The following is a 16,532-nucleotide window of genomic DNA, read 5'->3' as shown; positions in this document are numbered from 1 at the left end:
TGCCGGGCCGGAATCGGTGTCGACACGGCGCTGTCGGCAACCGGAATCGACCGAGGGCCCAAGCACGAGCGGTTGTGACAGGCCGGACCGGGCGGAGGAATTCCGTGCGGTCCTCACAGCCGTGCCCACCGACGCTGTCGGCCGTGCCGGCCGCAGGGCCGGGAGAACGGCCGGAGATCACCAGTCAGCCTCGGCCGACGTCGCGGCGAGGACGTAAGCAGGAGGGGTCCTGATGATTCCGTTGTCATACGCGCAGCGCCGGTTGTGGTTCATCCACCAGGTGGAGGGGCCGAGCGCGCACTACAACATCCCCCTTGCCCTGCCGCTGGCCGGCGAACTCGACCAGGACGCCCTCGCCGCGGCCCTGCGCGACGTCCTGGAACGGCACGAGGTCCTGCGGACCACCTTCGCCGTGGCCGACGGCGAGCCCTACCAGCACATTCACGCCATCGAGGAGCTGGACTGGGCCCTCGAGCGGGTCGACCTCTCCGGCCACGAGCCGTCCGCCGCCCGGGCCGAGCTCGACCGCGCGCTGGCCGACGCGGCCACGACCGCCTTCGACCTGTCCGCCGAACTCCCCATCCGGGCCTGGCTGTTCACCACCGCCCCGGCGGAGCACGTGCTGGCCGTGGTGGTGCACCACATCGCCGGCGACGGCTACTCGCTGCGCCCGCTGGCCGACGACGTCTCCGCCGCCTACGCGGCCCGTCGCGAGGGCCGGGCGCCCTCCTGGGAGCCGCTGCAGGTCCAGTACGCGGACTACACCCTCTGGCAACGCGAACTGCTCGGCGACCCGGCCGACCCGACGGGCCTGATGAATCGTCAGATCGCGTACTGGCAGAACACGTTGAGCGGCGCCCCGGAGGAGCTGGAGCTCCCCTACGACCACACCCGGCCCCCGGTGGCCTCCTACCGCGGCCACAGCACCCCGCTGGACATCCCCGCCGAGACGCACGCCCGGCTGGTCGAGCTGGCCCGGGCCGAAGGCGTGACCGTCTTCATGGCATTGCAGGCCGCGCTCGCCGTGCTGCTGTCCAAGCTCGGCGCCGGCACCGACCTGCCGATCGGCACAGCCGTGGCCGGCCGCACCGACGTCGGCCTGCGCGACCTGGTCGGATTCTTCATCAACAGCCTCGTGCTGCGCACCGACGTCTCCGGCGACCCGACCTACACCGAACTCCTCGCCCGGGTGCGCGAGACGGACCTGTCGGCCTTCGAGCACCAGGACGTCCCCTTCGAGAAGCTCGTCGAAGACCTCGCCCCGACCCGTACGCTGGCCCGCCACCCGCTGTTCCAGGTCATGCTCAGCGTGGAGAACCTCGCCCGCGCCGAGGCCGACCTCGGTGCCGCACGGACCGAGGGACCCGCCGCGGAGCCGGCCACGGCCGCCGGACCCATCGGCACGGTCGCCAAGTTCGACCTGGAGGTCGTCGCCGAGGAGGCCTTCGACGAGACCGGTGCCCCGGCCGGTCTGCGCGGCTCGGTCATCGTCAACGCGGACCTCTTCGAGGCCGCGTCCGCCGTCCGCATCGCCGAGCGGCTGGCCCGCGTCCTCGAGCAACTGACCGCCCGGCCCCAGGCCCGGATCGACACCGTCGACGTCCTCGCCGCGGACGAGCGCGTCCGGCTGCTGACCGCGTGGAACGACACCGCGGCCGAGGTCGGGCCGGGCCTGCTGCCCGACCTGTTCGCCCAGCACGTCGAGCGGACTCCGGACGCCGTCGCGGTGGTCCACGAGGGCACCGAGGTCAGCTACGCCGAACTCGACGCCCGCGCGGGCCGGCTCGCCCACCAACTGGCCGCCCTCGGCGTGGGCGCCGAATCGGTGGTCGGCCTCTGCCTGCCGCGCGGCGTGGACATCGTCACGGCGATCCTCGCCGTCTGGAAGACCGGCGGCGCCTACGTGCCCCTCGACCCCGAGCACCCGGTCGACCGCCTGGCGTACATCCTCGACGACAGCGGCGCCCGCGTGGTGCTCAGCACCCGGGGTGCGGCCGACGGCGTCGCAGCCGAACTCGACGCCGACCGGGTGCTGTGGCTCGACGACCCGCAGGAGGCCGCGGAGCCGGCCGCCCTGCCCGCCACGGCCCCGCACAGCCCGCTCACCCCCGCCGGACTGGCCTACGTCATCTACACCTCCGGCTCGACCGGCCGGCCGAAGGGCGTCGCCACCGCCCACGCCGCCCTCGCCAACCTGGTGTCGGTGTTCGGACCCCTGATGGAGGTGGGCCCGGGCGTCCCGGTCCTCCAGTTCGCCTCGTTCAATTTCGACGCCTCCGTCCTGGACGTCGCGGTCACCCTCGCCCACGGCGGCACCCTCGTCGTGGCGAGCGCGACCGAGCGTTCCGACCCCGCCCTCCTGCGCGCCCTCGTGCAGTCGGCCGGCGTCCGCTCCGCCAGCCTCGTGCCCTCGCTGCTCGCCGTCCTGGAACTGGAGGACCTGGCCGGGGTCGGCGCCATGGTCGTCGGCTCCGAGGGCATCGATCCCGCCCTCGCCCGGGCCTGGGCCCGCGACCGGCGGCTCGTCCACGCCTACGGGCCGACCGAGGCGGCCGTGATCACGGCCGTCGGGCAGGTCGACCCCGACGGCACCGGCGCGGTGCCCTTCGGCGGGCCCGTGGCCAACACCCGGATGTACGTCCTGGACCGCGACCTCCAGCCGGTCGCGCCCGGCGTCACCGGTGAGCTCTACATCGGCGGGGCGCAGCTGGCCCGCGGCTATGTCGGCCGAGCGGATCTGACCGCGGAGCGGTTCGTCGCCTCCCCGTACGCGCCCGGCGAGCGTTTCTACCGCACCGGCGACAGGGTGCGCTGGACGGAGGACGGCCGGCTGGTCTTCGCCGGCCGCGCGGACGAGCAGGTCAAGATACGCGGCTTCCGGATCGAGCCCGGCGAGGTGCAGGCCGTGGTCGCCGAGCACCCCGGGGTCGCCCGGGCCGCCGTCGTCCCCCGTGAGGACACCCCCGGCGACGTCCGCCTGGTCGCCTACGTCGTCCCGGCTCAGGCCACCGCCGACCAGGCCCGACTCGGCTCCGCCGTACGCGAGTTCGTCGCATCACGACTGCCGCAGTACATGGTCCCGGCGGCGGTCGTCCTGCTGGACACCCTGCCGCTGACCGTCAACGGCAAGCTCGACCGCACGGCGCTGCCGGCCCCGGAGTTCACCGTCGGCGGCGGACGCCCCCCGGCGAACCGCCAGGAGCAGGTCCTGTGCGAGGAGTTCGCCGAGGCCCTGGGCCTTGAGCGGGTCGGTGCCGACGACGACTTCTTCGCCCTCGGCGGCCACTCGCTGCTCGCCGTCCGGCTCGTCGAGCGGCTGCGTGCCCGCGGCGTCCCGGTCTCCGTGCGTGCGCTCTTCGAGAGCCCGACCCCGGCAGGGCTCGCCGTGTCCGGCGGTGCCGCCCAGGTCACGGTGCCCGAGAACCTGATCCCGGCGGGCGCGACCGCCATCACGCCGGAGATGCTCCCGCTGGTCGACGTCACCGCCGAGGAGATCGAGCGGATCACGGCGACGGTGGAGGGCGGCGCCGCGAACATCGCGGACATCTACCCGCTCGCCCCGCTGCAGGAGGGCCTGCTCTTCCACCACCTGCTCGCCGGCGCCGGCGAGGATGCCTACGCCCTCCCCACGGTGCTGGAGTTCGACTCGCGCGAGCTCCTGGACCGTTTCCTGGACGCCCTGCAGCAGGTGGTCGACCGGCACGACGTCCTGCGCACCGGCATCGTCTGGGACGGCCTGCGCGAACCGGTCCAGGTCGTGTGGCGCCGGGCGGAACTCCAGGTGGCGGAGGTCGCCCTCACCCCGAACGGGGACGACCCGATCACCGAGCTGGTGGCGGTCGGCAGCACGCCGATGGACCTCAGCCGGGCCCCGCTGATCGGCCTGCACGTGGCCCAGGCACCGCAGGGCGGAGCCGACGGCCGGTGGCTCGCCCTGATCCGGATGCACCACATGGTGCAGGACCACACCGCGAAGGAGGTCCTGCTGACGGAGGTGCGCGCCTTCCTCACCGGGCGCGGCGACGAACTCTCCGAGCCGCTCCCGTTCCGCAACTTCGTGGCCCAGGCGCGCGGCGCCGTCGACGAGTCCGAACACGAGCGCTACTTCGGCGAGCTGCTCGGGGACGTGGACGAGCCGACCGCGCCGTACGGCCTGGTCGCCGCGCGCGGCGACGGCAGCGGTGTGGTCCGCGACGCGCTCACCCTGCCGCAGGACCTGACCGACCGGATCCGGGAGACCTCCCGGCGGATCGGCGTCAGTCCGGCGTCCGTCCTGCACGTCGCCTGGGCGCGGGTGCTCGCGGCGGTCTCCGGCCGTACCGACGTCGTCTTCGGCACCGTCCTCTTCGGCCGGATGAACGCCGGCACCGGCTCCGACCGCGTCCTCGGCCCGTTCATGAACACCCTCCCCGTCCGCCTGCGCACCGGTGAACTCGGCGCCTTGGAGGCCGTGTCGGTGATGCGTGGCCAGCTCGCCGAGCTGCTCGAGCACGAGCACGCCCCCCTGGCGGTCGCGCAGCGCGCCAGCGGCGTGCCTGGCAACAGCCCGCTGTTCACCTCCTTCTTCAACTACCGCCACAGCCAGGGCACACAGGGTGCGGAGACCGATCGGAGCGACGGCCCCGAGGGCACGGCCGGCGGCATCCGCATGGTCTACGAGCACGACCGGACCAACTACCCCCTGTCCGTCGCCGTGACCGACGACGGCGACACGCTCGACGTGACGATCGACGCCATCGCCCCGATCGTTCCGCAGGCGGTCGCCGAGCTGATGCACGTCGCCGTCGCCAACCTCGCGGCGGCGCTGGGGACAGCCCTCGACGGCGGGCCCGACACGCCGCTGAACTCGGTGGACGTGCTGGGTGAGGCCGAGTCCGGTCGGGTCCTGGTGGAGTGGAACGACTCGGCGGTGGAGCTGGGTTCGGCTCTGGCGCCGGAGTTGTTCGCCGCGCAGGTGGCGCGTACGCCGGATGCGGTGGCGGTCGTGGTGGACGGCGAGGAAGTGTCGTTCGCGGAGCTGGACGCTCGGGCGAACCGGCTCGCCCACTATCTGCTGGGTCAGGGGGTCGGCGCTGAGTCACTGGTGGGCGTGTGCCTGCCGCGCGGGCTGGACGCGGTGGTCGCGATTCTGGCGGTGTGGAAGGCGGGGGCGGCGTTCGTGCCGATCGACCCGTCGTATCCGGTGGAGCGGATCTCTTTCATGCTCGCGGACAGCGGCGCGGTGCTGACCCTCACCGACGAGGAGGTGCTGGACGAACTTCCCGCCGGGCGGGCCCGGTTGGTGGCGGTGGACAGCGCGCTGACGGCGATGCAGTTGTCGACGTTGCCTGTGGCGGCGCCTGAGGTGTCGGTGTCGGCGGACGGTCTGGCGTATGTGATCTATACGTCGGGTTCGACGGGTCGCCCGAAGGGTGTGGCGGTGCCGCACGGAGCGTTGGCGAACTATGCGCTGTGGGCGGTGGGTTCGTATGAGACGGCGGGCGGTGCGCCGCTGCACTCGTCGCTGGCGTTCGACTTGACGGTGACGAGTGTGGTGGTGCCGCTGATCTCGGGTGCGCCGGTGGTGGTGAGCGGTGAGGGCGGTGCGGAGGGTCTGGCGGAGCTGGTGCGTGAGCGTGGTGGCTTCGGTCTGGTGAAGGCCGTCCCCGCTCACCTGCCGTTGCTCGTGGAGATGTTGACGGATGCCCAGGTGGCCGGTGCCGCGTCCACATGGGTGGTCGGTGGTGAGGCGTTGCCCGGCTCGGTGGTGCGGGAGCTGTTGGAGAGGGCGCCGGGGTCGGTGGTGGTGAACGAGTACGGTCCGACGGAGGCGACGGTCGGCTGTGCGGTTTTCGAGGTGCGGGCCGGGGACGAGGTCGGTGCGGTGGTGCCGATCGGCCGTCCGGTGGCGAACATGCGGCTGTATGTGCTGGATGCCGGGCTGCGTCCGGTCGCGCCGGGTGTGGCGGGTGAGCTGTACCTTTCCGGTGCGCAGTTGGCGCGTGGGTATGTGAAGCGGCCGGGGCTGACGGCGGAACGGTTCGTCGCGAACCCGTTTGAGCCGGGTGCGCGGATGTACCGCTCGGGGGATGTGGCGCGCTGGCGTGCTGATGGCCGGCTGGAGTTCCTGGGGCGTGCGGACGAGCAGGTCAAGGTCCGCGGCTTCCGGATCGAGCCCGGCGAGGTCGAGCCCGTCGTCGCCGGTCACCCGCAGGTCGCGCAGGCCGCCGTCGTCGCTCGTGAGGACGTACCCGGCGATGTCCGTCTGGTCGCGTACGTCGTCGCCGACGACCCCGACGACGATGCTGCCGAACTTCCCGCTCTGGTACGGGACTTCGCCGGACGTCGGCTGCCCGAATACATGGTTCCGTCGGCGGTCGTGGTGCTGGAGGAGCTGCCGCTGACCAACAACGGGAAGCTGGACCGCAAGGCCCTGCCCGCGCCCGAGCTGTCGGGCGGCGCCGGGTCCGGGCGGGCACCGGCGAACGAGCCGGAGCGGGTGCTGTGCGAGGTGTTCGCCGAGGTGCTGCGCGTGCCCGAGGTCGGCGTCGACGACGACTTCTTCGTCCTCGGCGGCCACTCCCTGCTCGCTGTCCGCCTGACCAGCCGGATCCGGACGCTGCTCGGCGTGGAGGTAGAGGTCCGTGACCTGTTCGAGGCCCCGACCGTCGGTGGCCTCGCCGCCCGGCTCGCGGGCGCCGAGACGGCCCGGACACCGCTCACGCGCCGGGAGCGCCCGGAACTGGTGCCCCTCTCGTTCGCCCAGCGTCGCCTCTGGTTCATCAGCCAGCTGGAGGGCCCAAGCGCCTCCTACAACATCCCGGTGGCGCTGCGGCTGACCGGTGAGGTCGACCGCGAGGCTCTGAACGCCGCCCTGCGGGACGTCATCGGCCGCCACGAGGTGCTGCGCACGGTGTTCACCGCCGTCGACGGCGAGCCCTCCCAGCGGATCCTCGGCCTCGACGACCTGGCCTGGGAGCTGGAGTTCGTGGACGTCGCCCCCGCCGATCTGGAGGCCGCGGTCGCCGCAGCGTTCGACCACTCCTTCGACCTGGCGGAGCAGGTGCCCTTCCGCAGCTGGCTGTTCCACAGTGGAGCGGACGACCACGTCCTGGTCGTGGTCCTGCACCACATCGCCGGCGACGGCTGGTCGAGGGCCCCGCTGGCCCGCGACCTGTCGACCGCCTACACGGCGCGGCGCGCCGGGCAGACGCCCAAGTGGGAGCCGCTGCCGGTCCAGTACGCCGACTACACCCTCTGGCAGCGCGAACTCCTCGGCGACGACGAGGACCCCGACAGCCTGATGGCACGCCAGATCGCCTACTGGCGTGAGCAGCTCGCCGGCATCCCGGAGGAGCTGGACCTCCCCGGCGACCACGCGCGTCCCGCCGTCGCCACCCACCGCGGCCACGGCGCACCGCTGCAGGTCCCGGCAGCCGTCCACGCGCAGCTCGCCGAGCTCGCGGCCGCGGAGGGCACGACCGTGTTCATGGTGCTGCAGGCGGCACTGGCCGTCCTGCTGAACCGTGTCGGAGCCGGCACCGACATCCCGATCGGTTCGGCGAACGCGGGTCGCACGGACGAGGCGCTGGACGACCTGGTCGGCTTCTTCGTCAACACCCTCGTGGTGCGCACGGACCTGTCGGGCCGGCCGACGTTCCGCGAGGTGCTGGGCCGGGTGCGCGAGGCCACACTGTCCGCGCTGGCACACCAGGACGTCCCGTTCGAGAAGCTGGTCGAGGAACTCGCCCCGGCCCGGTCGCTGTCGCGCCACCCGCTGTACCAGGTCGCCCTGACGCTGGAGAACACGGTCGAGGCGGTGCTCGACCTGCCGGGCGTCGAGACCGGCGGACTGTCGGCCGGGGACGCGGTGTCCCGGTTCGACCTGGAGGTCGGCCTCCGGGAGGTCTTCGACGCTTCCGGTGCTCCGGCGGGCCTGTACGGCGCGGTGGTCGCCTCGGCCGATCTCTTCGAGCGGGAGTCGGTCGAGCGCCTCGCGCGCTGGTTGGGCCGGGTGCTGGAGGCCGTGGCGAGCGACCCGGTTCAGCCGGTGGCGCTGGTGGACGTGGTCGACCCCGTCGAGCGTCGGCGGGCGTTGGTGGAGTGGAACGACACGGCGGTCGAGGTCGCCCCGCTGACGGTGCCGGAGCTGTTTGCCGCGCAGGTCGCGCGCACTCCGGGGGCGGTGGCTGTGGTCGCGGACGGCGTGAGCCTGTCGTATGCCGAGCTGGACGCGCGGTCGAACCGTCTGGCGCGTTATCTGATCGGTTGTGGTGTGGGTCCGGAGTCGGTGGTGGGGGTCTGCCTGGAGCGTGGTGTCGAGCTGCTGGTGGCGGTGCTCGGTGTGCTGAAGGCCGGTGGGGCGTACATGACCATCGATCCCGAGTATCCGGCGCGGCGTGTCGCCTACATGGTGGAGGATGCCGCGCCGGCCGTGGTGCTGGCGTCGGCCGGCACGCAGGCGCTGGTGCCTGGTGCGGTGCTGGTCGAGGAGCTGGACCTGGCGGAGCTGGACGGCGGCCCGCTGGACGGGGTGGTGCGGCCGCAGGACGCCGCGTACGTGATCTACACCTCGGGTTCGACGGGGCGGCCGAAGGGCGTGCTGGTCTCGCACGCGGGTGTGGCGAGCATGCGGGCGGGCCACAGCCGTCTTCTGGGCGTGGGCGCCGGGGGCCGGGTGGGGCAGTTCGCCTCGGTGGGCTTCGACGCGTTCGCGTGGGAGTGGTTCATGGCCCTGCTGACCGGCGCGACCCTGGTGGTCATCCCGCCGGACCAGCGGGCCGGCGCGCCTCTGGCGCAGCTGCTGGCCGAGCAGGCGGTGACCCATGTGCTGCTGCCGCCCGCGGTGCTGGCGACGCTGGACGAGACGACGGTCGGCAAGGACCTGGTCCTGGTGACGGGCGGTGAGGCCCTGCCGCCCGAGGCGGCGGCGCGCTGGTCGCGTGGTCGGCGGATGTTCAACGCCTATGGCCCCGCCGAGACCACGGTGGTCGCCACGTTCTGGCCGTGCGACCCGTCGGTGGACGAGGTGGCGATCGGGTCGCCGGTGGTCAACACGCGGGTGTTCGTGCTGGATGAGTTTTTGGCGCCGGTGCCGGTGGGTGTGGCCGGTGAGCTGTATGTGGCGGGTGCGGGTCTGGCGCGGGGTTATCTGGGCCGTCCTGGTCTGACGGCGGAGCGGTTCGTCGCGCATCCCTTCGGTGGGCCGGGCGAGCGTTTGTACCGTACGGGTGACCGGGCGCGGTGGACGGTGGACGGGCAGTTGGTGTTCGCGGGCCGCACCGACGACCAGGTGAAGATCCGTGGCTTCCGGATCGAGCCCGGTGAAGTCGAGCACGTGGTGGCTTCGCACTCGCAGGTCGCGCAGGCGGCGGTGATCGTCCGTGAGGACGTCCCCGGCGACAAGCGTCTGGTCGCCTACGTGGTCGCCGACGGCGACAACGCGCGTGCCCAACTGTCTGAGGTCGTACGACAGTTTGCTGCTTCCCGTCTTCCCGACTACATGGTGCCGTCGGCCGTGGTGGTGCTGGATGCCCTGCCGCTGTCGGTGAACGGCAAGCTGGACCGGGGGGCCCTGCCCGCGCCCGTGTACTCCACCGGCTCCGGTCGGGGCCCGGCGAGCGTGCAGGAGGAGCTGCTCTGCGCGGTGTTTGCCGAGGTGCTCGGCTTGGAGAGCGTCGGCGTGGACGACGACTTCTTCCGTCTGGGCGGTCACTCCCTGCTCGCGGTGCGTCTGGTGAGCCGGGTGCGGTCGATCCTGGGTGTGGAGGTGCCGCTGCGCGGGCTGTTCGAGGCGCCCACTGTCGCCGGGCTCGCGGCCCGGCTCGTGGGTGCGGATCGGGCGCGGGTGGCGCTGACGGCGGGGCAGCGGCCGGAGCGGGTGCCGCTGTCGTTCGCGCAGCGCCGGCTGTGGTTCATCAACCAGCTCGAAGGCCCCAGCGCCGCCTACAACGTCCCGGCGGTGATCCCACTGACCGGCGACGTGGACCGGGACGCGCTGAGCGCCGCGTTCCTGGACGTGCTCGGACGGCACGAGGTGCTGCGCACCGTCTTCCCGGTGGTCGACGGCGAGCCCTACCAGCGGATGCTCGACATCGGGGACCTGGAGTGGACGCTGCAGGTGGAGGAGGTCGCACCCGAGGCGCTGGACGCAGCGGTCGCCGAGGCAGTGGCGTACAGCTTCGACCTGGCGTCCGAACTGCCCATCAGGGCCTGGTTGTTCGAGGCGGGTGCGGAGCTGCGGGCGTTGGTCGTGGTGATGCACCATGTGGCCAGTGACGGCTGGTCGAGGGGCCCGCTGGCGCGGGATCTGTCGACCGCCTATGCGGCGCGCAGTGCGGGCCGGGCGCCGGAGTGGGCGCCGCTGCCGGTGCAGTACGCGGACTACACCCTGTGGCAGCGCGAGATCCTCGGTGAGGAGAACGACCCCGACAGTGTGATGGGGCAACAGCTCGCGTACTGGCGTGAGGCGTTGTCGGGTTCGCCGGAGGAGCTGGGTCTGCCGTTCGACCGGGTGCGTCCGGCGGTGGGTTCGCATCGGGGTTATCAGGTGCCGGTGGAGGTTCCGGCGGCTGTGCATGAGCGGCTGGTGGAGGTGGCCCGGGCGGAGGGCGTGACACCGTTCATGGTGTTGCAGGCTTCGCTGGCGGTGCTGCTCTCCAAGCTGGGTGCGGGGACGGACATTCCGATCGGTTCGGCGAACGCAGGTCGTACGGATGAGGCTCTCGACGATTTGGTCGGGTTCTTCATCAACACGCTGGTGGTGCGGACGGACCTGTCTGGGTGGCCGAGCTTCCGTGAGGTGCTGGGCCGGGTGCGGGAGCGGACGCTGTCCGCGCTGGCGCATCAGGATGTGCCGTTCGAGCGCTTGGTGGAGGAGCTGGCGCCGGCCCGCTCGATGGCCCGCCACCCGCTCTTCCAGGTCGTTCTCACGACACAGAACACCGTCGAGGCCGTGCTCGACTTGCCAGGCCTTGCTACCGGTGGCCAGACGAGCGAGCCCGCTGAGGGAACCTCCGCATCGACGGTCCACGACGCGGCGGCGAAGTTCGACCTCGACGTCATCGTGGGTGAGGACTTCGACGTCGATGGTCGTCCGGCGGGTGTGCGTGGCACGGTGACGGTGTCGGCGGATCTGTTCGAGCCGGTGTGGGCCGGGCGGATCGCTGCGGCCTGGGTTCGGGTGCTGGATGCGGTGACGCGCGACCCGGGCGTTGCGGTGGCTTTGGTGGATGTGGCTGACGCGGTCGAGCGTGAGACGGTGCTGACTGGGTGGAACGCCACGGCGCTGGAGGTTGCGGCCTCGTCGGTGGTGGAGCTGTTCGAGGCGCAGGTGGCGCGGACGCCGGATGCGGTGGCGATCGTGGCCGACGGTGAGCGGCTCACCTATGCGGAGCTGGATGCGCGGGCGAACCGGCTGGCGCACTATCTGATCAGTCAGGGTCTGGGTGCCGAGTCGGTGGTGGGCCTGGCGCTGCCGCGTGGTGTCGAGATGATTGCCGGGATTTTGGCGGTGTGGAAGGCGGGGGCGGGTTATCTGCCGCTGGATGCGGCGCAGCCGACGGAGCGGGTGGCCTTCGCGATGAAGGACAGCCGGGCGGCGCTGGTGGTGACCACGGAGGAGATCCTCGACGAACTGCCCTCGGTGGGCGTGCGGTTGGTGGCCGTCGACGGCGCTCTCCTGCGGATGCAGTTGGCGACGGCGCCGGTGTCGGCGCCTGGCGTACCGGTGTCGGCGGAGGGTCTGGCGTACGTCATCTATACGTCGGGTTCGACGGGCCGTCCGAAGGGTGTCGCGGTCACACACGGTGGTGTGGCGAACTATGTGTCCTCGGTGCCCGGCCGGGTCGGGTTCGATGTGCCGGGCGGCCGGTATGCGCTTCTTCAGGCGCAGGCCACCGACCTGGGCAACACGGTGGTCTTCGCGAGCCTGACGACCGGTGGCGAGCTGCATGTTCTGCCCGAGGAGGCGGTCACCGACCCGGCGCTGGTGGCCGGCTACCTGACCGAGCATCGGATCGACTTCCTCAAGGCCGTTCCCTCCCACCTGGCGGCGCTGGCTTCCGTGGCCGGGGTGGAGGGCGTACTGCCGGCACGTTCGCTGGTCCTGGGCGGCGAGGCCGCATCCCCGGAGCTGGTGCGTGAGCTGACCGAACAGGCCGGCGATGCGGCGGTGTTCAACCACTATGGTCCGACGGAGACGACGATCGGTGTGGCGACCACCCGCCTGAGCGCGGACGACGCGGCCGCAGGCCTGGTCCCGGTCGGCTCGCCGGTAGGTAACACGCGCTTCTATGTCCTCGATGCCGCTCTACGGCCGGTGCCTGTGGGTGTCGCGGGTGAGCTGTATGTGGCGGGTGCGCAGCTGGCGCGCGGCTATGTCCAGCGTGCGGGGCTGACGGCGGAGCGGTTCGTGGCGAACCCCTTCGAGCCGGGTGTGCGGATGTATCGCACGGGTGACCGGGCCCGCTGGACGGCGGAGGGCCGGGTGGTCTTCCTGGGCCGCACCGACGAGCAGGTCAAGATCCGTGGCTACCGCGTCGAGCTGGGTGAGGTGCAGTCGGTCGCTGCCGCGTACCCGCTGGTGGCTCAGGCGGCCGTCGTGGCCCGCGCCGACGTCCCCGGGGAGACCCGTCTGGTGGCATACGTTGTCGCCGACGACCCGGACGAGGACACCAGCGGACTCCCTTCCGCGGTACGTGAGTTCATCGGGCGGCGTCTGCCGGAGCACATGGTGCCGTCGGCGGTCGTGGTCTTGGATGAGCTGCCGCTGACCGGGAACGGGAAGCTGGACCGCAAGGCGCTGCCCGCTCCGGACTACGGCAACTCCTCGGCCGGTAGCGGCCGCCGTGCGGCGACCTTGCAGGAGGAGTTGCTCTGCCTGGCCTTCGCCGAGGTCCTCGGGCTGGAGAGCGTCGGCGTGGACGACGACTTCTTCGACCTTGGCGGTCACTCCCTCCTCGCGGTGCGCCTGGTCAGCCGTATCCGCATCGTTCTGGGTGTCGAGACCGAGATCCGCACCCTGTTCGAGGCCCCGACCGTCGCGGCCCTCGCCGCCCGCCTCGCCGGCGCCGAAACCGCCCGCACACCCCTCACAGCGATGCCGCGACCGGAAAGCCTCCCGCTCTCCTACGCCCAGCAGAGGCTTTGGTTCCTCAGCCAGTTGGAGGAGTCGAGCGCCACCTACAACGTCCCGGTGGTGCTCCAACTGCCCGGCGACACCGACCGGGAGGCGCTCAACGCCGCCTTCCGCGACGTGATCGGGCGGCACGAGGTGCTGCGCACGGTGTTCCCGGCGGTCGACGGCGAGCCGTATCAGCGGATTCTGGCGCTCGGTGAGCTGGACTGGGAGATCAAGGCCGTCCCGGTGGCGTCGACGGACCTGGAACGCGAGGTGCAGACGGTTGCGGAGCATCCCTTCGACCTGACCGGCGAAGTGCCGATCCGCGCCTGGTTCTTCGAGCCGGAGGGCGGCGCCGACCCGGTGCTGGCCGTCGTCCTGCACCACATCGCCAGCGACGGCTGGTCGACGGCACCGCTGGGACGGGACCTGTCGACGGCCTACGAGGCGCGCAGCGCCGGCCGGGCGCCTGTCTGGGAGCCGCTGCCGGTCCAGTACGCGGACTACACGCTCTGGCAGCGCGACCTGCTCGGCGACGAACGGGACGCGGACAGCCTGATGGGCAGGCAGGTCGCGTACTGGAAGGAGGCCCTGTCGGGCATCCCCGAGGAGCTGGACCTCCCGGCCGACCACCTCCGTCCCGCCGTCTCCTCGTACCGCGGGCACGACGCGGCGCTACAGATCCCTGCGGACGTCCACGCCCGACTGGCGGAGCTGGCGCGTGCCGAGGGCGCGACGATGTTCATGGTGCTCCAGGGGGCCCTGGCCGTCCTGCTCAACCGGCTCGGCGCCGGCACCGACATCCCGATCGGCACGTTCAACGCGGGCCGTACTGACGAGGCGCTCGACGACCTCGTCGGCTTCTTCGTCAACACGCTGGTGATGCGCACGGACCTGTCCGGCGACCCGACGTTCGCCGAGGTCATCGCCCGCGTTCGCGAGGTGGGACTTTCCGCCTTCGCGCACCAGGAGGTGCCCTTCGAGAAGCTGGTGGAGGAGCTCGCGCCTGCCCGCTCCATGGCCCGTCACCCGCTGTTCCAGGTGTCGTTGACCCTGCAGAACAACCAGCCGGCGAGACTGGAACTCGGTGGTGCACCCTCCGCGGGGGCGGCGCTCTCGGCGGCCCCCGCGGCGGCGAAGTTCGACCTCGAGGTCGGTGTCGGCGAGGCCTTCGATGCCGACGGGGCTCCGACCGGGCTGTACGGCGGCATCGCCGCCTCGGCGGACCTGTTCGAGGCGAAGACGGTCCTGCTGTTCGCCGACTGCCTGGTGGGCGTTCTCGACACGCTGTCGAGGAACCCGGAGCTGCCGCTGAGCGGTGTGCGCATCGTGGACCGCGCGGGCGCCCCGGCGGTCTTCCCGGACCGTCCGGCCGTCGGCTCGGTTCCCCGCTCGCCGGGTGCGGCCTCCGACCGCAGGCTGGTGGCATACGTGGTGCCCGCGCCGGGCGCGGAGGTGGACCCGGCGGAGCTGCGCGCGTTCGTGCGGGAGCAGTTGCCGGAGTCGATGGTGCCGGCAGCCGTGATGCTGCTCGACGAACTGCCACTGACGGCGAACGGCAAGGTGGACACCGCACGGTTGCCCGCCCCCACGTACACCGCGGGTGAGAGCCGAGGCCCGGCAACGCTGCAGGAGGAACTGCTCTGCGCCGCGTTCGCGCAGGTGCTCGGCCTGGAGCGGGTCGGCGTCGACGACGACTTCTTCGCCCTCGGCGGCCACTCCCTGCTCGCCGTCCGGCTGATCAGCCGGGTCCGTGTGGTTCTGGGCGTCGAGGTGCCACTGCGGACCCTGTTCGAGGCGCCGACGGTCGCCGGGCTCGCGGCGCGCCTGGCCGGCTCGGCCGGGGCTCGTCTCGCCCTGCAGGGCGGCGAGCGGCCGGAGCGCCTCCCGCTCTCCTTCGCGCAGCAACGGCTCTGGTTCATCGACCAGTTGGAAGGCCCCAGCTCGACCTACAACGTCCCGTTCCGGATCCCGCTTCCGGCCGACATCGACACCGGAGCGCTGAGCGCGGCCCTGCGTGACGTCATCGGGCGGCACGAGGTCCTGCGGACGGTGTACGAAGCGGATGAGAGCGAACCGTTCCAGCGGATCATCGAGATCGACGATCTGGCCTGGGAGCTGCAGGTCGTGGAGGTCGCGCAGGACAAGCTGGAGGAGACGCTCGTCGAGGCCTCGGGCCACGCCTTCGACCTGTCGGCGGACGTGCCGATCCGCGCCACGCTGTTCGAGGCCGGGCCGCAGGAGAGGGTCCTGCTGATCCTGCTCCACCACATCGCCGGCGACGGCTGGTCGGACGACCCGCTCAGCCGGGACATCGTGACCGCGTACGAGGCGCGGTCCGCGGGCCGGGCCCCGGAGTGGGCGCCGCTGCCCGTGCAGTACGCCGACTACACGCTCTGGCAGCGCGAACTGCTCGGCGACGAGCGGGACCCGCAGAGCCTGATCGCACAGCAGATCGCCTACTGGCGTGAGGCGCTGGCCGGGGCGCCGGAAGAGCTGACGCTCCCGGTGGACCGGCCGCGTCCGGCGATTGCCTCCCACCGGGGGCACCGCCTTCCGCTGGAGGTTCCGGCGGCCGTGCACGCGCGACTGGTGGAGGTGGCCCGGGCGGAGGGCGTGACACCGTTCATGGTGCTCCAGGCCTCGCTCGCCGTGCTGCTCTCCAAGCTCGGCGCGGGAACGGACATTCCGATCGGCTCGGCGAACGCCGGCCGCACCGACGAGGCGCTTGACGACCTGGTCGGCTTCTTCATCAACACCCTGGTCGTGCGGACGGACCTCTCCGGCCGACCGACCTTCCGCGAGGTGCTGGGCCAGGTGCGGGAGCGGACGCTGTCCGCGCTGGCGCACCAGGACGTGCCCTTCGAGAAGCTGGTCGAGGAACTCGCTCCTGCCCGCTCCCGTGCACGGCACCCGCTGTTCCAGGTCCAGCTGGACCTCCAGAACAACACCGCCGACCGCGTGACGTCGGGCACCGACACGGACGGCGAATCGACCGGCGGCGTGTCGGCCGGCACCGCGGCGGCGAAGTTCGACCTGGAGGTGCGGCTCACCGAGGCGTTCGATGCCGAGGGCGCTCCCGGTGGGCTGCGTGGCTTGGTGGTGGCGGCGGCCGACCTGTTCGACGTGGAGTCGGTCGAACGGATCGGATCCGCTCTGCGCAGGGTGTTGGACGCGGTGACGCGCGACCCGGGCATGGCGGTGGATTCGGTGGACGTCCTCGATGACGCCGAGCGTCGTCGGGTGTTGGTGGAGTGGAACGACTCGGCGGTGGACCTCGGTTCGGACTTGGTGCCGGGGTTGTTCGCGGGGCAGGTGGCGCGGACGCCGGATGCGGTGGCGGTCGTCGCGGATGGTGAGGAGGTGTCGTTCGCTGAGCTGGACGGCAGGGCGAACCGGCTTGCTCACTATCTGCTGGGTCAGGGCGTCGGCG

At 72.0% G+C, this 16,532-nt stretch carries 1 protein-coding gene (only partly in view); it reads left to right on the top strand.

Translation table 11 applies throughout. The annotated features are described in order from the left end of the window. Window positions 1–232 precede the first annotated feature (232 nt). A protein-coding gene (locus ACFYWX_RS35545; protein ID WP_389428966.1) for a non-ribosomal peptide synthase/polyketide synthase crosses the window boundary here: on the top strand, window positions 233–16,532 show its 5' portion. It continues 1,670 nt past the right edge of the window; the window shows 16,300 of its 17,970 coding nt (coding positions 1–16,300); its start codon is at window positions 233–235; the stop codon falls past the right edge of the window.

This window comes from Streptomyces sp. NPDC002888 (assembly GCF_042888465.1).
Taxonomy (GTDB): Bacteria; Actinomycetota; Actinomycetes; order Streptomycetales; family Streptomycetaceae; genus Streptomyces.
This window is presented reverse-complemented; position numbering and strand designations above follow the sequence as displayed.